Consider the following 24200-nt stretch of genomic DNA (forward strand, 5'->3'; position numbering starts at 1 on the left):
CATCGGGCGGCCAGCCGAACCGGTCCGATGCGATATTCCCGCCGCAGGCGCACGACCTGTTCCTCGAGAGCGTCCGGGGTGCGGCGGGGCTGGTGGTGCGGCCGGCTGGAGCGGTCTTGCATCCCGGCGGGCCCGTGCTTGCGGTAGCGGCCTGCCCAGCGGGCAGCGGTGGTGTGGCTGACCTGGAAACGTTCCGCAGCCCGCCGTAGCGGCCATCCGTCATCGACAACACACCGGGCCAGACGCAGTCGCCCCGTCGGGGTCAGCGGGGCATTACGGTGGGACACGAGGGCCTCCTGCGGTCGGGTGTAGATGTCGCAATCCACACCGAACCCAGAAGGCCCTCACCTGTTCAAGCACCCAGCACGCGTGTCACCAACGTCCCGGGACAGCACACCTAGGCCTCCGCCCGCAGCTGCTCCTCGCTCACACCGCGCCGCCAGTAGCCGACGAACGTCACCCTGCGGCGGTCGATCCCGAGCTCGCGAACGAAGTGCCGACGCAGCTCCTTCACACACCCGGACTCGCCGGCGATCCAGACGTACGGCCGCTCGGCCGGTGGCAACGGGGTGGTGCGGAGGGCGCCGAGGGCCATGGGGGAGCCCTCGGCGCTCCCCTCCTCCTTGACCAGCCAGGTGATCTCGGCGTCGGCCTCCGTCACCAGGTCCTGGATGTCGCCGGCGTGCGGGACCTCCAGCCAGACCCGGGCGCGGGTGCCGGCCGGCAGTGACTCGACGATGGCGGAGGCGGCCGGCACGGCAGTCTCGTCGCCCCAGACGACGACGAGGTCGGTGTCCTCGGGCGGCCGGAACCGGATCGCCCGGTTGTCCGCGACGGCCGGCCCGAGGAGCAGCACCCGGTCACCGGCGGCGGCCCGGGCGGCCCAGCGGGAGGCCGGGCCGGCCTGGACGGAGGCGCCCGGTCCGATGCCGTGCAGGGCGAAGTCGATGTCGATCTCGTCGGGGTCCCGGCGCAGACCGCGCAGGGTGTAGGAGCGCATCACGGCCCTTACGTCGTCCGGGAGTTCACGCCAGCCCTGCCACCAGCCGTCCCCGAGCTCGAGCGGGACGACCGGCTCGGGCTGCCCGGGGTGCGGCAGGAACAGCGACAGGGACTGGTCGCGCCCGTCGGAGTGGAAGGCGTGCAGATCGGGCCCGCCGAAGGTGACGCGGACCAGGGACGGGCCGAGCCGCCTCGTCCGCAGGACCTGGAGGGAGAAGAAACGGAACGGGGCGGCCACGGCCGTGGTCATGATGACTCCCGATACGTCGTCAGGGATGAGTCGTCAGGGGTGAGTCGTCAGGGGTGAGTCGTCAGGGGTGAGTGGAGGCACCCGGGGGCGCGGGGCCGTGTCGGCCTGCGGCTCCGCCGCGCGGTCGCGGCCGGCTGCACCCGGACCGCGTCCGCGACTCCCGGCAACTGCACCAGGGGTGGCGCGTCAGGAGGCGGACCGTCTCCGCGGCACCCCGCAAGTGCCCTGCGGGTGGTGCGTCAGGAGACCTTCTTCGCGCTCTCGATCGCCTTGGCGAGGTTCTCGACCAGGGGCGTGCACTTGTCGTACGACAGGATCGGCTCGGGCGAACGCGAGATGACCTGGCCGGCCTTGACCGCGGGGAGCTTCTTCCAGGTCGCCTCGGTGATGTCGGCCGGCTGGATGGTCGAGGCGCGGTCGTCCATCATGATGATGTCGGCCGGGTACTTGTCGACGTTCTCCCAGCTGAGGTTCTCGAACCAGCCGCCGTTGGCCTTCTTGGCCTTCTCCGGGGGCTCGACGAGGTTCACGCCGAGGGCCTTGAAGTACTCCAGGTCGATGGAGAAGTTGGAGCCCGAGACGTAGAAGATGGCGTCCGAGGCGGAGCCGGCCAGCACCTTGATCTCGGGGCGGGACTTGGCGGCCTTGCGCAGTCGCTCGGAGGCGGCCTCGAAGCGCTTCTTCGCCTCGACGACCCTCGCGGCCTTCAGGTCGGCGCCGAGCGACTCGGCGAGCTCGGCCATGCGCTGCAGCGGCTTCGGCAGCTGCCGGTCGAAGACCGAGATCGCCACGCTCGGGGCGAGCTTGGCGATCTTGTCCTTGGACGCCAGCGGGACGTACCAGAGGCTGCCGGCGGCATCGAAGGTGGTGGTGATGAGCACCTCGGGCTGGAAGGCCGCGTACTGCTCGACGTTGAACTGGTCGAACCGGTTGCCGAAGACGGTCAGCTTGCTGACGTCCATGTCGCCGGCCTGGACGTCGGCCTTGCCGTCCTTGGTCTTGGTCGGGCCGAAAACGCCCTTGACCTCGATGCCGTAGTCGTACAGGGCGGCGGCGACGCCGGTGAACGCGACGATCTTCGTGGGGACATGGTCCAGGCTCACGGACTTGCCGCGGTCGTCCTTGAAGGACCAGGGGCCGGACTTGGCGGCACCCTTCGCGTCCGAGCCGCCGTCCTTGGAGTCACCACTGCCACACGCGGTCACGAGGGCGCCGAGCCCGAGAGCACCACCGGCGGCGAGCAGGCCGCGACGGGAGAAGCGGGCGGTTGTGGCGTTCGACATGACTGGGTCTGCTTTCGTGCGTACGGAGCCACTGCGGGCATGGCCGACAACCCTGTGGCTGAGATCGACCTTAGGTTAGCCTAACCTGAGATCTTGTCCAGGGGGTCGGGGGGTGTGTGCCCGGGGGTGGGGACGGGGATGCGGAAGGGAGCGGTGATCCGCATCACCAGAGGGCGAGGGCTCCGCTCGGCGCGCTCCCTACGCCGTGAAACGGCCGGTCACGGCCCGGACGAGAGAGGAGCGGGCGACCGGCAGCACGAACTCCGCACCGCGACCGGGCGCGGGCTTGGCGCACCAAGTCAGCCCGCGGCGGCGCGATTTGGCGGGTGGGAGGTCCTGGGGGAGCGGGGGGAGGCGCAGGGTCCATGGTCCGAGGCAGGCCACGGATCACCAGGATCTGCGAGTGCCAAGGTGAGTCTCCATCGCCGTGGCCGACTGCCTCCAGGGCCTTCTCTTGTCGCCTGCCCGACCTGCAGTCAGGTCCTGGCCTTCCTTCTTGAGCGCAACGTCCTCGGCCGCCCGTTGTAGGGCAACGGGCGGAGCACGGGCTGGAGGCGCATGGCTAAAGGTCCCGGTTGAAACCCGATGTCGTCTCGGGACGCGCTGGATCTGTGGCTTCCGCCCTTTCGGCCTCGGCAAGTCGCCGGAGGAAGTGCCGGCCGAACCGCGTGGGCACCCACTTCCCCACCCCGCCTGCGCCCGGGGGGATGTCATCCGCGATGTTTGCGTCCCAGACGCCGGGGCTGCCGTGCAGACGTGCAAGCCCGTGGAACTCCAGCGGCCTCAAAAGAGGTTGCAGGATGCCGCGGCCGGCGAAGTAGTCTCCGATCTCCTCCGCCAGCTCCCTCTCAGTAGCACCGTCGAGCTCCCCCGGGCCTGCCACGGTGTGGCGCTCAATGGTCTTCAGGAGAAGAACGTGAGGTGCTTCCAGTCTCCGTACGGCTTCGATGAAGAGCTGTTCTTCGTCAATCCTGGTGGGTTCTTCCTCTTGAGCTGCTGCTGCGAGGGCACGGCCCAGGAGCCGGATCTTGTCGTCGTACGCCGTGGCCTTCGCCCCTTCGACGGCACTGACAAGACAGAGAAGTCGGCGGGGTTCCGACGCGAGTTCCTCGACGAACTCTTCCGCGGACAGGTGAGCGGCGGACGCCCCTTCGTCCAGCATGGTCTGAACGTTGCTGTTGCTCTGACCGCGGAATTTCTCGTCGGCGAACTTCAGCGCCCGCGCGACTGGTGGGGTCAGGAACGCAGCGGCGACTCCCCCCACGTCACCGAGAGGTAGAGCAAGTGCAGCCACGCCGGCTCCAGCAATCATCTCGTACTCGGCGTCGCCGCGAACCCGTCGCGGCGCAGGCGGTGTTCCCCGCGTGGCATCCTCTTGGTCATTGGTCACTTCAGGACGGTAACGATTGGTCTCTTGGTCGGGTGGCCTTTCGGCAGGAATCGGTGCCGATTCGGCTCAGCGGCATCGAGGCCGGGGCCACGCTTCAGCAGGGAGCAGGGCCTGCGCACCGCTCTCGCCGACGGCGATCACACCGGCCAGATCGCCTACCGCGCAGGCCCGGTCGTAGTCGTCAGGAGCAGTGGCGTCTCCCGCCATGACCCCTGTCTCCGTGCACCCGCGCCATGCGGCTTGCGCGGAAAGGGGGATGACAATCAAGGGTCCGCCCATCGACTCCACCCAGACGGAGGAGGTAGGGGACGCATCGGCTGCGGCAGACGAAGAGCCGCTCATGTCGTCAGTGTGCCGTCGCGCACTGACAACGCCCGCGGTTGCCGCAGGAACGGCTCAGCGCCTGCGGCAACCAGTGCTTGTGGGACAGGGTTTGGGGCGGGGAGCCCTTACGCGCCGGTGATGTGCACCGGCGACCTGACCCTGGTCAAGTCCCGAGACTTGGCTCAGCCCACCAGCCCCAACTCCCGTGCGATCAGCATCCGCTGGACCTCGCTCGTGCCCTCGCCGATTTCGAGGATCTTGGAGTCTCGCCACATGCGGGCCACCGGGTACTCGTTCATGAAGCCGTAGCCGCCGTGGATCTGGGTGGCCTCTCGGGCGTTGTCCACCGCGACCGTGGAGGAGTGGAGCTTGGCCAGGGCCGCCTCCTTCTTGAAGGAGGCGCCGGTCACCAGGCGGGCCGCCGCGTCGCGCCAGGCCAGGCGGGCCGTGTGGGCCTTCATCTCCATGTCCGCGATCTTGAACTGGATGGCCTGGTTCGCCGCGATCGGCTTGCCGAAGGCGTGGCGTTCCTTCGCGTACTTGACCGACTCGTCCACGCAGCCCTGCGCCAGACCCGTCGCCAGGGCCGCGATCGCGATCCTGCCCTCGTCGAGGATGCGCAGGAACTGGGCGTAGCCGCGGCCCTCCTCGCCCAGCAGGTTCTCCGCCGGGACCCGGACGTCCGTGAAGGACAGCTCGCGGGTGTCCGAGGCGTTCCAGCCGACCTTGGAGTACGGGGCGGCGACCGTGAAGCCAGGGGTGCCGGAGGGGACGATGATCGAGGAGATGTGGGGCCGGCCGTCGGGCTTGCGGCCCGTGACCGCCGTGACCGTCACCAGGCCCGTGATGTCCGTGCCCGAGTTGGTGATGAAGCACTTCGTGCCGTTGATGACCCACTCGTTCGTGGCGGTGTCCAGGCGTGCCGTCGTGCGGGTCGCGCCCGCGTCGCTGCCGCCGTCCGGCTCCGTCAGGCCGAACGCGCCCAGGATCTCGCCCGAGCACAGGCGGGGGAGCCACTGCTGCTTCTGCGCCTCGGTGCCGTAGAGGTGGATCGGCATCGCGCCCAGCGAGACGCCGGCCTCCAGCGTGATGGCGATCGAGGAGTCGACCCGGGCCAGCTCCTCCAGGGCCACGCCGAGGGCCAGGTAGTCGCCGCCCATGCCGCCGTACTCCTCCGGGAACGGCAGACCGAACAGGCCCATGCGGCCCATCTCGCGGACGATCTCGTACGGGAACTCGTGCCGCTCGTAGAAGTCGCCGATCTTCGGCGCCACCACCTCGTGCGCGAACTCCTCGACCGTACGGCGGAGTTCCTCCAGCTCGGGGGAGAGACGGTAGTCCATGGTGATCAGTGCTCCTCGGTGTCCTCGTGGGACAGGGCTCGGACGGTGCGGGACGGGCTGGGTCGGCCCAGGTGGGCGGCCATCCACGTGCTCGTGGCGACGAGGCGGCCGAGGTCGATACCGGTGTCGATGCCGAGGCCCCGCAGCATCCACACGAGGTCTTCGGTGGCGAGGTTGCCCGTCGCCGACTTCGCGTACGGGCAGCCGCCCAGGCCGCCGGCGGAGGCGTCGATCGTCGTGACGCCCTGCTGGAGCGCCGCCAGGGTGTTGGCCAGGGCCTGGCCGTAGGTGTCGTGGAAGTGGACCGCGAGCGCGGCGGGCGGGATGCCCGCTTCGTCCAGGGCCGCGAGGAGGGCGACCACGTGGCCCGGCGTCGCCACGCCGATCGTGTCGCCCAGGCTCAGTTCGTCGCAGCCCATGTCCAGCAGGGCCCGGCAGACCCGCACCACCTGAGGGATCGGGACCTCGCCCTCCCAGGGGTCGCCGAAACACATGGAGAGGTAGCCGCGGACGTGGGCCGCGTCGGCCCTGGCGCGGGTCACCACCGGCTCGAACATCGCCAGGGCCTCGTCCACCGTGCGGTTGAGGTTGGCCTTGGCGAAGGACTCCGTGGCGCTCGCGAAGACGGCCACCCGGCGGGCGCCCAGCGCCAGAGCGCGGTCCAGGCCCCGCTCGTTCGGCACGAGGACGGGGAGCGCGACGGGCAGGTCGGCGACCATCGGGAACAGCTGCTCCGCGTCGGCCAGTTGAGGGACCCACTTGGGGTGGACGAAGCTCGTCGCCTCGATCGTCGTCAGGCCGGCGTCGGCCAGGCGGCGGATGAACCCCGCCTTCACCTCCGTGGGGACCGTCGCCTTCTCGTTCTGCAGGCCGTCCCGGGCGCCGACCTCGTGGATGCGGACGCGGGTGGGGAGGTCCCTGCTCGGGACGGTCATCGGGAGCCCTGGGACCGTCATTCCGCCTCCTCGTGCGGTGCGATGACCGCCAGCACCTGGTCCATGGCGACCGTGGTGCCGGGCGCCACGTCCAGTTCGGTGACCTTTCCGGCGTGCGGGGCGGAGATGACGTGCTCCATCTTCATCGCCTCCACCACCAGCAGGCTCTGGCCGGCGCTCACCTCGTCGCCGACGGCGACCTTCACCACCGTCACCGTGCCGGGCATGGGCGCGGTCAGCGAGTCGGCGCCGCCGTGGGCGGCGCGGGTGAGGGACGCGGCGACCGGGTCGTGGTCGCGCACATGCCAGGCGTCGCCGTCGCGGCCGAGCCAGTCGGCGGCGCGGTGAAAGGTGTGCCGGACACCGTCCAGGGTCACCGCCACCCGGTCGCCGGTGACGGCGGCCGTGCCGCGCGGGGTGTACTCCAGGGGCTCCTGCACCCGCAGGGGGAAGGCCGGCCGCTTCGGTTCGCCGCCCAGGCGCCAGCCGCTCGGGACCGAGAAGGGGTCCGTCCAGCCGCCCGGCTCCGGCTTCAGAGCCTCCAGGCGTACGGCCGCGGCCGCCTCGTACACCTCCTCGGGGACGTCCGTGCTGACCAGGTCGTCCACCTCGCGCTCGACCAGGCCCGTGTCCATGTCGCCGGAGACCACCGCCGGGTGGGCGAGCAGCCGGCGCAGGAAGCCGGCGTTCGTCTGCACGCCGAGCGTGACCGTCTCCGCCAGGGCCGAGCGCAGCTTGCGCAGGGCCGTCGCGCGGTCGGGGCCGTACGCGATGACCTTGGAGAGCATCGGGTCGTAGAGGCTGCCGACCTCCGTGCCCTCGGTGAGGCCGGAGTCGGTGCGCACGCCGTCGCCCTGCGGCTCGCGCAACCGCAGGATCGTGCCGCCGGAGGGGAGGAAACCGCGGGCCGGGTCCTCGGCGCAGATCCGGGCCTCCACCGCGTGACCGGTCAGCCGTACGTCCTGCTGCGAGAACCCGAGGGGCTCGCCCGCGGCGACCCGCAGCTGCCACTCGACCAGGTCCAGGCCCGTGATCAGCTCCGTGACCGGGTGCTCCACCTGGAGGCGGGTGTTCATCTCCATGAAGTAGTACGACGACGGGTCGGTACCGGGGACGATGAACTCCACCGTGCCCGCGCCCCGGTAGCCGCAGGAACGGGCCGCCTGGACCGCCGCCTCACCCATCGCGGCGCGGGTCTCCTCGTCGAGGAGCACGCTCGGCGCCTCTTCGATGATCTTCTGATGGCGGCGTTGCAGGGAGCATTCGCGCTCGCCCAGGTGGACCACGTTGCCGTGGCCGTCCGCCAGGACCTGGATCTCGATGTGGCGGGGCCGGTCGATCCAGCGCTCCACCAGGAGGGTGTCGTCGCCGAAGGAGGCGCGGGCCTCGCGGCGGGCCGACGCGATCTCGTCCTCCAGCCGGGTGAGGTCCCGCACCAGGCGCATGCCCTTGCCGCCGCCGCCCGCACTGGGCTTGAGCAGCACGGGCGCGCCCAGCGCGCGGGCCGCCTCCTCCAGGTCCGGGTCGCGTCCGCCGGGCACCACCGGCACCCCGGCCTCCTGGACCGTCTCCTTGGCGCGGATCTTGTCGCCCATCAGGGCGATCGCGTCCGCCGGGGGGCCGATGAAGACCAGACCCGCGTCGGCGCAGGCACGCGCGAAGGCCGCGTTCTCCGCGAGGAAGCCGTAGCCCGGGTGGACGGCCTGCGCGCCCGTGCGGGTCGCGGCCTCCAGCAGGCGCTCCACCGACAGGTAGCTCTCGGAGGCGGGAGCCGGGCCGATCCGGACCGCCGTGTCCGCCTCGCGGACGTGCCGGGCGTCGGCGTCCGCGTCGGAGAAGACGGCCACCGAGCGCACGCCCATCGACCGCAGCGTCCGGATGACGCGTACGGCGATCTCGCCGCGGTTGGCCACCAGTACTGTCTCGAACATCGTCGTCCGTCCCCTCACATCCGGAAGACGCCGAACTGGGGGTCACCCAGGGGCGCGTTGGCGCACGCGGTCAGGGCCAGGCCCAGCACCTGACGGGTGTCCAGCGGGTCGATCACACCGTCGTCCCAGAGGCGGGCCGACGCGTAGTAGGCGTTGCCCTGGCGCTCGTACTGGGCGCGGATCGGGGCCTTGAAGGCGTCCTCGTCCTCGGCCGGCCAGGACTCGCCGCGGGACTCCAGCTGGTCGCGCTTGACGGTCGCGAGGACCGAGGCGGCCTGCTCGCCGCCCATGACCGAGATCTTGGCGTTCGGCCACATCCACAGGAAACGGGGGGAGTACGCCCTGCCGCACATGGAGTAGTTGCCCGCGCCGTACGAGCCGCCGACCACGACCGTCAGCTTCGGTACGCGCGTGCAGGCGACCGCCGTGACCATCTTGGCGCCGTGCTTGGCGATGCCACCCGCCTCGTAGTCCTTGCCGACCATGAAGCCCGAGATGTTCTGCAGGAAGACGAGGGGGATGCCGCGCTGGTCGCACAGCTCGATGAAGTGCGCGCCCTTCTGCGCCGACTCGGCGAACAGGATGCCGTTGTTGGCGACGACGCCCACCGGGTGGCCGTGGATCCGGGCGAAGCCCGTGACCAGGGTCTGGCCGAACTCGGACTTGAACTCGGCGAAACGGGAGCCGTCGACGACCCGGGCGATGATCTCGCGCACGTCGTAGGGGGTGCGGGAGTCGACCGGGACCGCGCCGTAGAGGCCGTGCGGGTCGACCTTGGGTTCCGTCGCCTGTGTGACCTCCCAGGGGAGGGATCCGCGGGCGGGGAGGGTGGAGACGATGGTGCGGACGATGCGCAGGGCGTGCGCGTCGTTCTCCGCGAGGTGGTCCGTGACGCCCGAGACGCGGGAGTGGACCTCTCCGCCGCCGAGCTCCTCCGCCGTGACGACCTCGCCCGTGGCCGCCTTCACCAGGGGTGGGCCGCCCAGGAAGATCGTGCCCTGGTTGCGGACGATCACCGCCTCGTCGCTCATCGCCGGGACGTACGCCCCGCCGGCCGTGCACGAACCGAGGACCGCGGCGATCTGCGGGATGCCGGCGCCGGACATGCGGGCCTGGTTGTAGAAGATCCGGCCGAAGTGGTCCCGGTCCGGGAAGACCTCGTCCTGCATGGGGAGGAAGGCTCCGCCGGAGTCCACCAGGTAGACGCAGGGGAGGCGGTTGTCGAGGGCGACCTCCTGGGCGCGGAGGTGCTTCTTGACCGTCATCGGGTAGTAGGTGCCGCCCTTGACCGTGGCGTCGTTGGCGATCACCACCGTCTCGCGGCCGCTGACCCGGCCGATGCCGGCGATGACGCCGGCGGCCGGGGCCTGCCCGTCGTACATCCCGTCGGCCGCGAGCGGGGCCAGCTCCAGGAACGGCGAGCCCGGGTCGAGGAGGGCGTCGACGCGGTCGCGGGGGAGCAGCTTGCCGCGCGCGGTGTGGCGGGCGCGGGCCTTCTCGCCGCCGCCCTGTGCGGCGGCGGCGAGCTTGGTGCGCAGCTCCTCGACGAGGGCGTGGTGCGCCTCCTCGTTGGCCCGAAAGGCCTCCGACGCGGGGTCTGCCGCGCTCGTGAGCTCCGGTGCCTCGTGCATCCTGCGGGTCCCCTCACCTTGTTAATGAGCGTTAACGCATTTCCTTCAGGTTAACGACCGCTAACCTCGCTGTCTAGAATTGATTTCATGGCCACCAGAACCGACGCCCCCACCCGCCGTGAGCAGATCCTCAAGGAGGCCGCGCGGCTGTTCGCCGAGCGGGGCTTCCACGGGGTCGGAGTCGACGAGATAGGTGCCGCGGTCGGGATCAGCGGGCCCGGGCTGTACCGGCACTTCGCGGGCAAGGACGCGATGCTCGCGGAGCTGCTGGTGGGGATCAGCGGGCAGTTGCTGACCGGGGCGAAGCGGAGGCTGGCGGAGGCGGACGGGGGTGGGGCGGAGGCGGTCCTCGACTCGCTGATCGAGGGGCATATCGACTTCGCGCTCGACGACCGGCCTCTGATCACCCTGCACGACCGTGAGCTGGATCGCCTCCGGGACAGTGACCGGAAGATGGTGCGGCAGCTTCAGCGGCAGTATGTGGAGTTGTGGGTGGAGGTGGTGCGGGAGGTGTACCCGGGGATGGGTGAGCCGGCCGCTCGGTCCGCCGTGCACTCGGTGTTCGGGTTGTTGAACTCGACTCCGCACCTGGGGAGGGCGGGGTCGTTGCCCGGGCGGGGGGCTACGGCGGAGTTGTTGCACCGGATGGCCCGGGGGGCGTTCGCGGCGGCGGTCGATTAGGGACCTTTGCCCGCCCGCCCGTAACTGTCGGACAAGGGGCCCTGCTCGCCCCGGGGCTCCGCCCCAGACCCCGACGGCGGCTCCGCCCTCTGCACCCCCTCGGGCTCCACGCACCCCCTCGGGCTTGGCCCCTCCGCCTCCTTGGGCTCCGCCCCGGCCCCCGGCGGCGGCTCCGCCCCCTGCATCCCCTCGGGCTCCGCCCCGCACCCCCGGGCTTGGCCCCTCCGCCTCCTCGGGTTCCGCCCCGGACCCCGGCGGCGGCTCCGCCCCCTGCATCCCCTCGGGCTCCGCCCCGCACCCCCGGGCTTGGCCCCTCCGCCTCCTCGGGTTCCGCCCCGCACCCCCTCGGGCAACGCCCTCCCCTCGAGGCGTGACGAGCGTCTCCTCGCCCCCACCCTGGACGGTGCTTGATACTCGCCGGTACCTTTGGCTGAGCAAGCGCTTAGACATGTGGAGTCCTGGAGGTGGCGGCGTGCGCCGTACGGTGTTCAACGAGGATCACGAGGCGTTCCGGGAGACCATCCGCGCCTTCATCGAGGCCGAGGTCGTACCCGTGTACGACGAGTGGTTCGCGGCGGGTCAGGCACCCCGCGACTTCTACTACAAGCTCGGTGAGCTGGGCATCTTCGGCATCAACGTGCCCGAGGAGTTCGGCGGCGCGGGTCTGGACAGCCACAAGTTCGAGGCCGTGCTGTACGAGGAGACCGCTCGTGCGGGCGTCGCGTTCGGCGGCTCCGGCGTGCACGTGCTGCTCGCCCTGCCCTACCTCAAGATGCTCGCCACTGACGAGCAGAAGAAGCGGTTCCTGCCGAAGTTCGTCTCCGGCGAGGAGATGTGGGCCATCGCGATGACGGAGCCGGGCACCGGTTCCGACCTCGCGGGCATGAAGTCCACCGCCAAGCTGAGCGAGGATGGCACCCACTACGTCCTCAACGGCGCCAAGACCTTCATCACCGGCGGCGTCCACGCCGACCGCATGATCGTCTGCGCCCGCACCTCCGCTCCGACCGCCGAGGACCGCCGCCACGGCATCTCCCTCTTCGCCGTCGACACCAAGTCCGAGGGTTACTCCGTCGGCCGCAAGCTCGACAAGCTCGGCCTGAAGACCTCCGACACCGCCGAGCTGGCGTTCGTCGACGTCAAGGTGCCCGTCGAGGACCTGCTCGGCGAAGAGAACAAGGGCTTCCACTACCTCGGCCACAACCTGGCCTCCGAGCGCTGGGGCATCGCCTTCGGTGCCTACGCCCAGGCGAAGGCCGCCGTGCGGTTCGCCAAGCAGTACGTCCAGGACCGCACCGTCTTCGGCAAGACGGTCGCCTCCTTCCAGAACACCAAGTTCGAGCTGGCCGCCTGCCAGGCCGAGGTGGACGCCGCCGAGGCCGTCGCCGACCGCGCGACCGAGGCCCTGGACGCCGGTGAGCTCACCCCCGCCGAGGCCGCGAGCGCCAAGCTCTTCTGCACCGAGGTCGCGCACCGCGTCATCGACCGCTGCCTCCAGCTGCACGGCGGCTACGGCTTCATGAACGAGTACCCCATCGCCCGTCTGTACGCGGACAACCGCGTCAACCGCATCTACGGCGGCACGAGCGAGATCATGAAGTCGATCATCGCCAAGAACATGGGCCTGTGAGGTCCCCGCAACCACGGGCCTATACAACTGACTTCATGAGCCAGGCACTCCAGGATCTCCTCGATCTCCTCGATCTGGAGCCGATCGAGGAGAACATCTTCCGCGGCCAGTCCCGGTCCGCCGTGGTCCCCCGGGTCTTCGGCGGCCAGGTCGCGGCCCAGGCGCTGGTCGCCGCCGGGCGTACCGTCCCGGCGGACCGGCCGCCCCACTCGCTCCACGCGTACTTCCTGCGCATGGGCGACCCCGGCGCGCCCATCGTCTACGACGTCGAGCGCATCCGTGACGGCCGCTCCTTCACCACCCGCCGGGTGGTCGCGGTCCAGCACGGCCGGCCGATCTTCTCGCTGTCCGCTTCCTTCCAGGAGCACGAGGAGGGCATGGACCACCAGGCGCCCATGCCGCCCGCCCCGGACCCGGCGGCGCTGCCCACCTCGCAGGAGCGGTTCCGCGGCTACGACCACCTCGATCCCCGGGTCGTCGAGCACTTCCTCGCCGCCCGTGAGGCCATCGATCTGCGCTACGTCGAGGAACCTCCCTACGGGCAGTTCGGGCAGCCCCGCGAGCCGCACTCCCAGGTGTGGTTCCGCACCAACGGCAAGCTCGACGGGCCGGTCGACAGCGCCCTGCTGCACATCGTCCTCGCCACCTACGTCTCCGACATGACGCTGCTCGACTCCGTGCTGCTCGCGCACGGGCGCGGCGGCTGGGCCGTCGGGGACGTCGTGGGGGCCTCGCTGGACCACGCGATGTGGTTCCACCGGCCGTTCCGGGCAGACGAATGGCTGCTGTACGACCAGGAGTCGCCCTCGGCGTCCGGCGGCCGCGGTCTCGGCCAGGCCCGCATCTACACCCAGGACGGCCGGCTCGCCGTGTCGGTCATCCAGGAGGGCGTCGTGCGCGTGCCCCGCTGAGCCGTGCGTAGGCCTGTTGATTCGGTGTGCGTGCCTCGCTGAGCCGTGCCGTGGGCCTGTTGATTCGGTGTGCGTGCCTCGCTGAGCCGTGCCGTGGGCCTGTTGATTCGGTGTGCGTGCCTCGCTGAGCCGTGCCGTAGGCCCGCTGAGTCGCTGCGCGTGCCCCGCTGACAGGAATGCGTCACGGCCGGCCCGCGTTCCCCGTATTCGACCTTGGGGAGGGGACGATGAGCCTGGCCGGTCTGGGCCTGACCACCGAGCAGGAACGCCTTTCTACGACCAGGAGCCCCAGGTTGGCGTCGCCGTCGACACCGTGGCCGCGCACTTCGGAAGGACCTTGCGATGATCCTCGTGACCGGAGCGAGCGGGAACGTCGGCAGCGAGGTCGTCCACGCCCTCGCCCGGGCCGGGGAGCCGGTGCGCTCGCTGGTGCGCCGCCCCGCGGAGGGCCTGCCGGGCGAGCAGGCCGTCGGCGATCTGAACCGGCCCGAGTCCCTGACCGGGGCCCTCGACGGCGTGCGGGGTGCCTTTCTGCTGCCCGGCTACCAGGACATGCCCGGTCTGCTGGACCGGCTGCGGCGGGCCGGGGCGGAGCGGGTGGTGCTGGTGTCCTCCCCGGCCGCGGTCGTCGCGGACACCGGCAACGCGATTTCCCAGTACATGATCGCCTCCGAGACCGCCGTCCGGGAGTCCGGGCTGGCCTGGACGGTCCTGCGGCCCAACGCCTTCATGTCCAACGCGCTGCGCTGGCTCCCGCAGCTGCGCGAGGGCGACGTCGTGCGCGACTCCTTCGGCTCGGTCCCGGTCGCCTCCGTGGACCCGTACGACATCGCCGCCGTGGCCGTGCGCGCCCTGCTCGACGCGGGGCACGAGGAGTGCGTCCACCCGCTCAGCGGCCCGGAGCCGCTGCTGCCGGCCGACCGGCTGGCCGTGCTCGCCGAGGTCCTCGGCCGCGATCTGCGCTTCCACGCCCTCTCGGACGAGGAGGGCAGGGCCGAGATGACCGCCACGGGAGTGCCGGAGGCGTACGTCCACGCCTTCTTCCGCTTCTACGCCGACGGCGTCCTCGACGAGTCGCGGGTGTACCCGACCGTGGAGAAGGTGACCGGGACACCGCCCCGCGGGTTCCGTGAGTGGGCGCTCGCCCACCGCGCGGACTTCGCCTAGGGCCTGCCCCCGGGGGCCGCCCGGCGGTCAGTCCAGCCCGGCCGCCGCCAGCAGGTACGCCGTCATCGGGTCGTAGTGGCGGGGGCTGACCACGTGGTCGTCGAGGGGCACCGTCACCTGCACGGTGCCCTCGGCCTCGGCGATGAAGAGGGCCGGGTCGTTGCAGTCGGCGTAGCCGACGGAGTCCACGCCGTGCTGTCCCGCGTACCCGGCCCAGCCGTGGTCGGCGACGACCAGGTCGGGCAGCGGGCGGCCCGCGCGTTCCAGGCCCTTCAGGATCGCCTTCATCGGTTCGCCCGAGTGGGTGTGCCACAGCGTCGCGCCGTGCTCCAGCACCGCCACGTCGGCGAACTGCATGACGTAGCCCTCCTCGGTCGTCAGCCCGTCGGGGATGACGACGATCTCGCAGCCTGCGGCGCGCAGCGCGGACGCGGTGGCGCGGTGCACGTCGAGGAGGCCACCGGGGTGGCCGGTGGCGAAGAGGACGCGCTGCTGCCCGTCCGCGGCTTTGCGCAGCCGCGCGGCCATCCGCTCCAGGCCGTCGACGGTCAGCTCCGGGTCGATGGTGTCCTGGCCGTACCGGTACTCGGGGTCGTCGTTCACACCGACCCGCTCCGCCATCACCGCGAGGACGTCCTGCTCGTCGTTCCACCGGTCGCCGAGTTCCAGCCCGAGCCAGTAGTGGCGGTCGCTGTTGGCCAGCTTGCGGTAGTGGGAGAGGTTGTTCTCGCGGGGGGTGGCGACGTCGCCCGCGATGCGCGTCCTGACGAGGTGTTCGACGAGTTCGGCGCGGCTGGGTGTCCCGGATATCGGCATGGCACCCATTGTGAGGCAGCCGACCGGGGGCGTCCCTGGCGTATCGAGCGCTGGGACGTGCGTCACGTACTCAGCGGGACTCCGCTCACCTACTCAGACAATGGACCCGCTCAGAGGTGCGGCCCCTCCTCGGACGTACGCCGGCTGCTCACATCTGCCGCAGCGCGAACCAGAGTTCCATCCGGACGTCCGGATCGTCGAGGTCCGCCTCCAGCAGGGTCGCGCAGCGGGCGACGCGCTGCCGCACGGTGTTGCGGTGCACCGACAGGGCGACGGCCGTCCGGTCCCAGCTGCCGTGCAGGGACAGCCAGGTGCGCAGGGTCTCGGTGAGCGCGGGGTGGGCCGTGACGGGCGCGAGGAGGGCGCGGGCGTGGGCCTCCGCCTCCCCGGGCGGTACCAGGCCGGCGAGGGCCGGGCGCGCACTGTGCCGCAGCAGCGGGGAGCGGGTGGCACGGGCCCGGGCCAGCGCGCGGGCGGCCTGGGTGTCGGCGGCGGGCCAGTCGTGCGGGGCGACCGCGGCGCTGACGCCCAGCGTCCAGCCGGGCAGCGGGGCCGGTGCGCGGCCGGCCGGGACCAGGACGCGGACGACGTCGCCCGCCGGGTCGACCAGGGCGGACCCCAGCGCGGCGCCCAGCGCGGAGGCCGCGACGGGGTCGGGGGCGCCCTCTCCGTCCGGCCGGGCGTGCACGACCGTCCACGGGCCCTCGCCGAGCAGCGTCGCGACCTCCTCGGGCGGCGCGCCCAGCAGCAGCCGCACCAGAGCGGAGGACCGGGCCGCTCCGGTGCCGCTCTGCTGCTCGCCGGTGAGCAGCGACAGCAGTACGGCCGCGACGGAGGCGACGGTGTGATCGCCGGAGTCCCGCTGGGGGGCGGCGGCGCCGAGCACGAAACCGTGTCCGGCGCCCAGGCTGTAGGCGGAGAGGTGGGCACCGGCGGCGGAGTCGGTGGCGGAGGCGGGGGCGGGGCGCTCACCCGGGCCGTCGGCCGGGCGTACCACCCGCGCCAGCCGTGCCAGCGCGGCGCGCACCTCGTCCCCGGGCTCCCGGCCCGCGCCCGCGATCTCCGTGCCCTCGGGCCCGTACAGCACCGCCCACCCGCCCAGCCGCTGCGCCAGTTGCCGGAGCACCGACGGGACCGGGTCGGGGCGGGACGCGGCGGCGGCGAGGCCCTGCTGGGCCTCCGTCACACGGCGCAGTTCGGCCAGGCGGGCCTGGGCCATGAGCTGCCAGACCGCGCGGGCCACCCCCGAGAAGGTGGTGCGGCGCGGTACCTCCAGCAGTGGCAGCCCGTGCGCCGCGCAGGCCGCGACCAGGCCACCGGGCACGGTGTCGTGCACCGGTGCCACCCCGAACCCCAGGGCCGCGCCGCCCGCCGCGACGATCCGCGAGACGTAGCCGTCGAAGTAGGCGGAACTCGGGTCCGCCGAGAGCGCGATGTCCGGGCCTGCCGGGTGCGCGGTGTCCGGGCCCGCTGTGTGCGCGGTGCCCGAACCCGCTGCGCCCCCCGTCCCCGGGTCCGCCGTCTCCGGGATGTGCACTCCCGCCGAGAGCAGCAGTTCCCCGCCCAGGAGATAGGGATACGGGTCCGCCATCTCGGAGGTGTGCACCCAGTGGATGACGACGTCCTCGGCGGACGGCCCCGCGATCTGCCGCAGCGCCAGGTCCTCACGGGCCAGCAGCGCGGTCAGCGGTACGGGCGGGGTGGGCGGGACCGCCGGCTCCGGCATGGTGTGCGTTCCCTCCGTCAGGGGCGCCTCGAATGGATGAAACGTACACTTCGCAGCCGCTTTCCGGCCACCTAAGGTCGGTCCTCGTCACCCGCCGGCGACACCGATCGAAGGAGGCCCCGTGGCCGTCGACTACATCGTCATCGTCGTGTACCTGGCCGGCATGCTGGCCATGGGCTGGTGGGGCATGCGCCGCGCCCGCTCCAAGAGCGAGTTTCTCGTGGCCGGCCGCCGCCTCGGCCCGTCCCTGTACTCCGGCACCATGGCGGCGATCGTCCTGGGCGGCGCCTCCACCATCGGCGGTGTGGGCCTCGGCTACCAGTACGGCCTTTCCGGCGCCTGGATGGTGTTCACCATCGGCCTCGGACTGCTCGCCCTGTCCGTCTTCTTCTCCGCCCGGATCGCCCGGCTGAAGGTCTACACGGTCTCCGAGATGCTCGACCTGCGGTACGGCGGTGGCCGTGCCGGGATCATCTCCGGTGTCGTCATGTGGGCGTACACGCTGATGCTGGCCGTGACCTCGACCATCGCCTACGCCACGATCTTCGACGTCCTGTTCGACATGCCCCGCACGGTCGCGATCGTCCTCGGCGGCTCGATCGTCGTCGCGTACTCCACCCTCGGCGGCATGTGGTCGATCACCCTGACCGACATGGTGCAGTTCGTCGTGAAGACCGTCGGCGTGCTGCTCCTGCTGCTGCCCATCGCCGTGGTGAAGGCGGGCGGGTTCGCCGAGATGAAGGCGCAGTTGCCCACCGAGTACTTCGACCCGCTGGGCATCGGCGGCGAGACGATCTTCACCTATGTGCTGATCTACACCTTCGGCATGCTCATCGGGCAGGACATCTGGCAGCGCGTCTTCACCGCACGCAGCGACCGGACCGCCAAGTGGGGCGGGACCGTCGCCGGCACCTACTGCCTCGCCTACGCCCTCGCGGGCGCCGTCATCGGCACGGCGGCCAAGGTGCTGTACCCGAAGCTGGGCAGCCCGGACGACGCCTTCGCGACCATCGTGAAGGACGAACTGCCCGTCGGGGTACGCGGACTCGTGCTGGCCGCCGCTCTCGCCGCCGTGATGTCGACGTCCTCCGGCGCGCTGATCGCCTGCGCCACCGTCGCCAACAACGACATCTGGTCCCGGCTGCGGGGGAACTCCCCGGCGGCAGAACGCGACGAGGTGAAGGGCAACCGGGCGTTCATCCTGCTCATGGGCCTCGCGGTGATCGTCACGGCCATCGCCATCGACAACGTCGTGGAGGCCCTGACCGTCGCCTACAACCTCCTCGTCGGCGGGCTGCTGGTGCCCATCCTCGGCGGCCTGGTGTGGAAGCGCGGCACGGTCCACGGGGCTCTCGCCTCCGTGGTGGTCGGCGGACTGGCGGTCGTCGTGCTGATGGCGACGTACGGCATCCTCGCCAACGAGCCGGTCTACTACGGCCTGCTCGCCTCCCTCGCCGCCTACCTGGCCGTCTCCCTGGTCACCCCGGCCACCGACACCGCCGTCCTCGCCGCCTGGCGCGAGCGCCTCGCCGGGCGGTCCCCCGAACTCGCGTCCGAACCGGTCGCGGCTCCCCAGTAGAGTCGTAGTACAAGCAGTGCATAGCAGTGCATACGCGATGAAGCGTAAGAAAGAAGGCATTTCTTCATGAGCAACGAGACTCCGCGCGGGCCCGTCGACTCGTCCCGTGTCCCGCGGTACGCCGGTCCCGCGACCTTCGCCCGGCTGCCCCGGCTGGACGAGGTCGGCCGGGCCGATGTCGCGGTCGTGGGCGTGCCGTTCGACTCGGGCGTCTCGTACCGGCCGGGCGCCCGCTTCGGCGGCAACGCCATCCGTGAGGCGTCCCGGCTGCTGCGTCCCTACAACCCGGCGCAGGACGCCTCCCCGTTCGCCCTCGCCCAGGTCGCGGACGGCGGCGACATCGCCGTGAACCCGTTCAACATCAACGAGGCCGTCGAGACCGTCGAGGCCGCCGCGGACGACCTGCTCGGCACCGGTGCCCGCCTGATGACCCTCGGCGGCGACCACACCATCGCGCTGCCCCTGCTGCGCTCGGTCGCGAAGAAGCACGGCCCGGTCGCCCTGCTGCACTTCGACGCCCACCTCGACACCTGGGACACCTACTTCGGCGCCGAGTACACGCACGGCACCCCGTTCCGCCGCGCGGTCGAGGAGGGCATCCTCGACACCTCCGCCCTGTCCCACGTCGGCACCCGCGGCCCGCTCTACGGCAAGCAGGACCTGACCGACGACGAGAAGATGGGCTTCGGCATCGTCACCTCCGCCGACGTCTACCGGCGCGGCGCCGACGAGGTCGCCGACCAGCTGCGCCAGCGCATCGGGGACCGGCCGCTGTACATCTCCATCGACATCGACTGCCTCGACCCGGCCCACGCCCCCGGCACCGGCACCCCCGAGGCCGGCGGCATGACCTCGCGCGAACTGCTGGAGATCCTGCGCGGCCTGGCATCCTGCAACCTGGTGTCGGCCGATGTCGTCGAGGTGGCCCCCGCGTACGACCACGCGGAGATCACGTCGGTGGCGGCGTCCCACACCGCCTACGAACTGACCACGATCATGTCGCGCCAGATCGCCGCGGCCCGGAAGGACTCGGAAGCGAAGTGACTCACGACCACGACCTGGTGCTCCGCCCCACGCCCGCCCAGACGGAGGCCGCCCTCAATCCTCCTCCCGGCCGCACCGGCGGAGACCTGGTCGTGGAGACGCTGGCCGGGCTCGGCGCGACGACCGTCTTCGGTCTGCCCGGCCAGCACGCCCTCGGCATGTTCGACGCGCTGCGCCGCTCGGACCTGCGGTACATCGGCCTGCGCGTGGAGAACAACGCCGGGTTCGCGGCGGACGCCTACGGCCGGATCACCGGTGAGGCCGCGCCGCTGCTGCTGTCGACCGGGCCGGGCGCGCTGACGTCCCTCGCCGCGCTCCAGGAGGCGGCCGCCGCCTCCGCGCCCGTGCTGGCGATCAGCAGCCAGGTCCCGACGGCCGGCCTCGGTGGCGGCCGCCACGGCTATCTGCACGAACTCCCGGACCAGGCCGCCTCGTTCCGGGGCGTGGTGAAGTCCGTCCACACCGTCCGCACCCAGTCCCAGATCCCCTCCGCGATCGAGGCGGCCTGGAAGTCGGCCCTGTCGGCCCCGCACGGCCCGGTGTGGGTGGAGATCCCGCAGGACGTGCTGCTCGCGCAGACGGCGATCCCGGTCGTCACCGGCGGCGACGCCTTCCCCGAGGAGCTGCCGCCGCGCCCCGAGCTGACCGCCGTGGCCGCCGATCTGCTCTCCGAGGCGGCCCGCCCGGCGATCATCGCGGGCGGGGGAGTGGTCCGGGCGGACGCCTCGGGCAAGCTGAAGCAACTGGCGGAGCGGCTGCGGGCGCCGGTCGTCACCACCCCCGGCGGCAAGGGCGCCTTCCCCTGGAAGCACCCCCTGTCGCTCCAGTCCTGGATCGAGGACCGGCACACCACGGACTTCCTGGAGGACGCCGACGTCCTCCTCGTGGTCGGCTCGGGACTCGGCGAACTCTCCTCGAACTACCACACGTTCAAGCCGCGCGGCCGGGTCGTCCAGATCGAGGCCGACCTCGGCAAACTGGAGTCCAACCACCCGGCGCTGGGCATCCACGCGGACGCCCGCCTGGCGTTGCAGGCGCTGCTGGAGACGGTGTCCGAACGACAGGACCCGGGGGCCCCGGAGCGCGTACGGGAGGTGCTCGCCAAGGTCGGCGAGCGCATCGCCGCCCAGGAACTCACCCTGGAACAGGACGTCCTGGCGTCGGTCCGCAGGGCACTGCCCGCCGCCTCACCGTCCTTCTGGGACATGACGATCCTCGCGTACTGGGCCTGGTCGGCCTTCGACGCCAAGGGCCCCAACCACATGCACTCCGCGCAGGGCGCCGGTGGCCTCGGTTACGCCTTCCCCGCCGCACTCGGCGCGGCGGCGGCCGACCCGACCCGCCCGGTCCTCGCCGTCTCGGGCGACGGCGGGGCCCTGTACTCCATCGCGGAGCTGGCCACGGCCCGCCAGTACGACCTCGACGTCACCTGGCTGATCGTCGACGACGGCGGCTACGGCATCCTCCGCGAGTACATGACCGACGCGTTCGGGGAGGCGACCGCGACGGAACTGGCCCGGCCCGACTACGTGGCCCTCGCGGAGTCCTTCGGCGTCCCCGGGGCGCGGACGACCCCGGAGAACCTGGAGCAGGACCTCGCCAAGGCGCTGGGGACGCCCGGGCCCTCGGTGGTCCTGCTCCCCGCCGTGCTGCGGATGTTCGCGCCGACGCACCTGGGCTGAGCGCGGTCCCGGCGGCGGACTACAGGCCGTCGCGGACCATCGCGGCGACGATGTGGACATGGCGGTCGGCCGCCGTGCCCGACCACTCGCTGTCGTAGTTCAGGCCGTAGGGCCAGAAGTGTCCGCCGCCGGTGGAGATCTTGGCGCCCGAGCCGTCGTACTGCTTGACGAGTGCGGTCGCCTGGCCGCCGGTCCAGGTGCCGCTGCCGCCGAGGCGCGACCAGCCCGGGCTGGTCCCCACGCCGATGGTGTGGGCGATCTCGTGCAGGGCCGTCCGCTCGTTCATGTAGCTGCGGTTGCTGCCGAAGCGGATCGTCCCGTTGATGTTGCCGTCGGCGGTGGGGACGCCCGGTTCGTAGCGCACGGTCAGGGTCTTGCCCAGGTCGCTGAGGTTGTTGTAGCGGGCCACCGCCGCGTTCATGGCCTTCGTGATCAGGTCGTAGGCCGAGCGCTGGTCCGCGGTGGGGTTGCTCGCGCGGACGAGGGACCAGGTGATGGTGGCCGCCACCGCGCGTTCCCGGGCGGGGACGGGCGGGGCCTGTGGGGGCGCGGCCTGCGCGGCGACAGCGGGGCCGGTCAGCAGGGCCGCGGTGAGGACGGCCACCAGTGCCTTGCGTGGACTCATGTGCGGATCCTCCAGTGGGGGTGGTCGTCGCGAAACTCGCGAAACTTCGCACGACGTTCGGGATCTCGGACAGACGGCACCGCCGATCGCGTAAAACCCTTGTACGGCATGGCAGTTGGCGCGCTGTCGACCGCAAGTATCCCGGCGGGAAAGGCGGCGTCAAGAGTTCCGGCAGCGGTCAGTGAAACCAGAAGAGCAACGTGTCAGGGTTCGCCCCGGTCTTCCGCGCGCTCTCCCCCTCCCGGGCCTCGGCGCGCATGGCGTCGGCCAACCGGCGGGCCGGGCCGCGGAATTCGGGATCGAGCCGGTCGAGCACGCGCGCGTAGGCGTCGGCCAGGGCGGCGGCCCGCCCGGCCGGCAGCGTGCCGATCGCGGGCACCGCGTCGCCGGGATGCGGCAGCCGCAGCGGCGGGCCGCTGAACAGGAACGTGCCCGGGAGCAGGTCCAACGGCACACCGTGCCGGGCCAGTTCGTCGTCCATGGCACGGAACCACGACGGCCGGCGCCACGCGCCGAGGTCCGTGGGGTCGGAGAAGTGCGCCGCGACGGCCTGGTAGAAGGCGTAGCTGTACGCGGGACACGGGTCGGTGCTGGGGGTGCCGTCGATCAGCTCGTCCAGGGCCCGGCTGATGGAGACGTCGAGGTCGATGCCCTGCTCCCGGAAGCGGGCGTCGGTCCGCTCGCACTCCGTGCGCACCCGGGCGAGCGTGCGCTCCTGCTGCTCGGTCCGCTCCACCGCCGTGAGCAGCCGCACCACCGTTCTCATGTCGCCGGTGCACATCTCCAGGCAGTGACCCACCGCAGCGCTTCCCTTCACCCGTTCGCCGGACACCGGTGTCCATGATCGGGGACGCGTGAACGGCCCCGGGCCGAGAGCGCGAGGCCGTTCGTATGTGCGGGATTGTGGGGGATCAGCCGACGTCGGACGGGTCGAGGCGGTAGATGTGCCCCCTCCCGGCTGGATGTAGTGCAGTTCGCCCTTCTTCACGAGCTCCTCGAGCCTGGCGAGGGTCATCACCTTGGTGCTGCCCGACCAGCCCCACATGGAGATGACGGGCCGGCCGCTGCTCAGGATCAGCTCGGCGGCGCTCTGCGAACTCGACGCCGTCAGCAGCCACTTGGCGCCGTCCCGGTGCTTCTTCAGGTAAGCGATCAGCTCACCGCTCGCGCCACCGCCCATGCCGCCGCCTGTGGAATGGGCAGCTCCCGATAACGACTCGTACAAGGCTTCGTAGTGCGTGCAACCTTTCGACGGTGTCCGCGAGTCAAGGGGTGCATGACTTCTGGGACATCCCGCCGCGCGAGAGTGCTGGCGGCGGCCGTGGGTACGGGCGTTCTCGTGCCGCTCGTCGCCGCCGCCACGCCCGCCTCCGCCGCCCCTCCGGCCGTGACCTGCACGTCGGCCGAAGCCGGGCTCGCCGCCAAGCTGCAGAAGGACATCACCGCCGCGCTGGCCACCCGCAAGGGCACGGTCGCCGTCGGCCTCCATGACCGCAGCACCAACACCACCTGCACCCTGCGCGCGAGCTCCGCCTACGACTCGGCCAGCGTCGTCAAGGTCACCGTCCTCGCCACGCTGCTGTGGGACGCGAAGAAGGCGAACCGGTACCTCACCGACCGCGAGAACACCCTCGCCAAGGCGATGATCACCAAGTCGGACAACGCGGCCACCTCCACCCTGTGGAAGCAGCTCGGCATGACGAAGATCAAGGGCTTCCTCGCGGCCGCCGGCATGACGCAGACCAAGCCCGGGACGAACGGCTACTGGGGCCTGACCCAGATCACCGTCACCGACGAGCAGAAGCTGCTGAAGCTCCTCACCGCGAAGAACACGGTCCTGAGCGACAACTCCCGGGCCTACATCCTCAAGCTGATGGGTCAGGTCGTGTCGTCCCAGCGCTGGGGCACTCCGTACGGTGTGCCCCCGGGCGTCACCGTGGCCGTCAAGAACGGCTGGCTGCAGCGCTCCACCAACGGGTGGCGGGTGCACAGCGTCGGCGCGTTCAAGGGGGGCGGCCACGACTACGTGATGACCGTGCTGACCCACGGCAACAGCACCATGAACTACGGCATCGCCACCATCCAGGCCGTGGCCAAGGTCATCCACAAGGACCTGGCGGCGAGCTGACGGGTCCGGCCCGGAGGGCGACGAGGGCGGGGGCCGGGACGTCGTTCACACCAGGGCAGCCAGCCGCAAGAGGGACCGGCCGGCCGCTCGGATGCCCGGCTCACCGGGACGGCCGGCCCTCG

Annotated in this window: 21 protein-coding genes; 8 read left to right on the forward strand and 13 right to left on the reverse strand. The window is 71.5% G+C overall.

The window, feature by feature from the left end:
- The 9 genes from ACIQU3_RS06295 to ACIQU3_RS06335 form a co-directional block, all read right to left on the reverse strand.
- Window positions 1-287 (reverse strand): leucine zipper domain-containing protein (locus ACIQU3_RS06295; protein WP_403923576.1); only part of this gene is annotated, 287 nt, incomplete at its 3' end.
- A 110-nt stretch (window positions 288-397) separates the two neighbouring features.
- Window positions 398-1252 (reverse strand): siderophore-interacting protein, encoded by an 855-nt coding sequence (locus tag ACIQU3_RS06300; RefSeq protein WP_403726602.1) that lies wholly within the window; start codon window positions 1250-1252, stop codon window positions 398-400.
- A 239-nt stretch (window positions 1253-1491) separates the two neighbouring features.
- Window positions 1492-2535 carry an ABC transporter substrate-binding protein gene (locus ACIQU3_RS06305; protein WP_403726599.1) on the reverse strand — a complete coding sequence of 348 codons (1044 nt, stop codon included), beginning with the start codon at window positions 2533-2535 and terminating at the stop codon, window positions 1492-1494.
- A 562-nt stretch (window positions 2536-3097) separates the two neighbouring features.
- Entirely contained in the window at window positions 3098-3925 is an 828-nt protein-coding gene (locus ACIQU3_RS06310) for a hypothetical protein (protein WP_403726596.1), read from the reverse strand.
- Between the two features lie 66 nt (window positions 3926-3991).
- A complete protein-coding gene (locus ACIQU3_RS06315) occupies window positions 3992-4267 on the reverse strand; it encodes an Imm21 family immunity protein (protein WP_403923578.1) in 276 nt (91 codons plus the stop codon).
- Between the two features lie 164 nt (window positions 4268-4431).
- Window positions 4432-5592 (reverse strand): acyl-CoA dehydrogenase family protein, encoded by a 1161-nt coding sequence (locus ACIQU3_RS06320; RefSeq protein ID WP_403726593.1) that lies wholly within the window; start codon window positions 5590-5592, stop codon window positions 4432-4434.
- A 5-nt stretch (window positions 5593-5597) separates the two neighbouring features.
- On the reverse strand, window positions 5598-6548 hold the full coding sequence (locus ACIQU3_RS06325) for a hydroxymethylglutaryl-CoA lyase (protein ID WP_403726587.1): 951 nt from the start codon (window positions 6546-6548) through the stop codon (window positions 5598-5600).
- Window positions 6545-8458, reverse strand: coding sequence for a biotin carboxylase N-terminal domain-containing protein (locus ACIQU3_RS06330; RefSeq protein ID WP_403923580.1), 1914 nt, complete (start codon window positions 8456-8458; stop codon window positions 6545-6547). The genes ACIQU3_RS06325 and ACIQU3_RS06330 overlap by 4 nt, the downstream gene beginning before the upstream one ends.
- Before the next feature lie 14 nt (window positions 8459-8472).
- Window positions 8473-10089 (reverse strand): carboxyl transferase domain-containing protein, encoded by a 1617-nt coding sequence (locus ACIQU3_RS06335; protein ID WP_403726581.1) that lies wholly within the window; start codon window positions 10087-10089, stop codon window positions 8473-8475.
- Between the two features lie 87 nt (window positions 10090-10176).
- On the opposite strand from ACIQU3_RS06335, the gene ACIQU3_RS06340 reads away from it, so the two are divergent.
- The 4 genes from ACIQU3_RS06340 (at window position 10177) to ACIQU3_RS06355 (ending at window position 14478) form a co-directional block, all read left to right on the forward strand.
- Entirely contained in the window at window positions 10177-10770 is a 594-nt protein-coding gene (locus ACIQU3_RS06340) for a TetR/AcrR family transcriptional regulator (protein WP_403726575.1), read from the forward strand.
- A 472-nt stretch (window positions 10771-11242) separates the two neighbouring features.
- A complete protein-coding gene (locus tag ACIQU3_RS06345; protein WP_358610087.1) occupies window positions 11243-12400 on the forward strand; it encodes an acyl-CoA dehydrogenase family protein in 1158 nt (385 codons plus the stop codon).
- Between the two features lie 35 nt (window positions 12401-12435).
- Complete coding sequence (locus ACIQU3_RS06350) at window positions 12436-13311, forward strand: acyl-CoA thioesterase (protein ID WP_403726571.1); 876 nt, start codon at window positions 12436-12438, stop codon at window positions 13309-13311.
- A 342-nt stretch (window positions 13312-13653) separates the two neighbouring features.
- The gene (locus ACIQU3_RS06355) at window positions 13654-14478 is read left to right on the forward strand and encodes an NAD(P)H-binding protein (RefSeq protein ID WP_403726568.1); all 825 of its coding nucleotides are present in this window, start codon (window positions 13654-13656) and stop codon (window positions 14476-14478) included.
- A 27-nt stretch (window positions 14479-14505) separates the two neighbouring features.
- Here the strand turns inward: ACIQU3_RS06355 and ACIQU3_RS06360 are convergent, their stop codons facing one another.
- Together ACIQU3_RS06360 and ACIQU3_RS06365 are read right to left on the reverse strand one after the other, a co-directional pair.
- A complete protein-coding gene (locus ACIQU3_RS06360) occupies window positions 14506-15294 on the reverse strand; it encodes a phosphatase (RefSeq protein ID WP_366709076.1) in 789 nt (262 codons plus the stop codon).
- 148 nt (window positions 15295-15442) lie between these two features.
- Complete coding sequence (locus ACIQU3_RS06365; protein WP_403726564.1) at window positions 15443-17020, reverse strand: helix-turn-helix domain-containing protein; 1578 nt, start codon at window positions 17018-17020, stop codon at window positions 15443-15445.
- A gap of 121 nt (window positions 17021-17141) precedes the next feature.
- Here ACIQU3_RS06365 and ACIQU3_RS06370 point away from each other — a divergent pair, with 121 nt between their 5' ends.
- The 3 genes from ACIQU3_RS06370 to ACIQU3_RS06380 all read left to right on the forward strand — a co-directional run bounded on the left by ACIQU3_RS06370 (window position 17142) and on the right by ACIQU3_RS06380 (window position 21325).
- The gene (locus ACIQU3_RS06370; RefSeq protein WP_403726561.1) at window positions 17142-18599 is read left to right on the forward strand and encodes a sodium:solute symporter; all 1458 of its coding nucleotides are present in this window, start codon (window positions 17142-17144) and stop codon (window positions 18597-18599) included.
- A 66-nt stretch (window positions 18600-18665) separates the two neighbouring features.
- On the forward strand, window positions 18666-19643 hold the full coding sequence (speB, locus tag ACIQU3_RS06375; RefSeq protein ID WP_403726558.1) for an agmatinase: 978 nt from the start codon (window positions 18666-18668) through the stop codon (window positions 19641-19643).
- Complete coding sequence (locus ACIQU3_RS06380; protein WP_403726553.1) at window positions 19640-21325, forward strand: thiamine pyrophosphate-binding protein; 1686 nt, start codon at window positions 19640-19642, stop codon at window positions 21323-21325. Before speB ends, ACIQU3_RS06380 begins: the two co-directional genes overlap by 4 nt.
- A gap of 19 nt (window positions 21326-21344) precedes the next feature.
- Here ACIQU3_RS06380 and ACIQU3_RS06385 read toward each other — a convergent pair whose 3' ends face one another.
- Window positions 21345-21950 carry a hypothetical protein gene (locus tag ACIQU3_RS06385; protein ID WP_403726550.1) on the reverse strand — a complete coding sequence of 202 codons (606 nt, stop codon included), beginning with the start codon at window positions 21948-21950 and terminating at the stop codon, window positions 21345-21347.
- Between the two features lie 178 nt (window positions 21951-22128).
- Window positions 22129-23130 (reverse strand): hypothetical protein, encoded by a 1002-nt coding sequence (locus ACIQU3_RS06390; protein ID WP_403726547.1) that lies wholly within the window; start codon window positions 23128-23130, stop codon window positions 22129-22131.
- Between the two features lie 96 nt (window positions 23131-23226).
- Between ACIQU3_RS06390 and ACIQU3_RS06395 the strand changes: the two genes are divergently transcribed.
- Window positions 23227-24078 carry a serine hydrolase gene (locus tag ACIQU3_RS06395; RefSeq protein WP_403726544.1) on the forward strand — a complete coding sequence of 284 codons (852 nt, stop codon included), beginning with the start codon at window positions 23227-23229 and terminating at the stop codon, window positions 24076-24078.
- Window positions 24079-24200: the final 122 nt, after the last annotated feature.

Origin of the sequence: Streptomyces sp. NPDC101110 (genome assembly GCF_044759525.1) — a bacterium.
Lineage (GTDB): Bacteria > Actinomycetota > Actinomycetes > Streptomycetales > Streptomycetaceae > Streptomyces.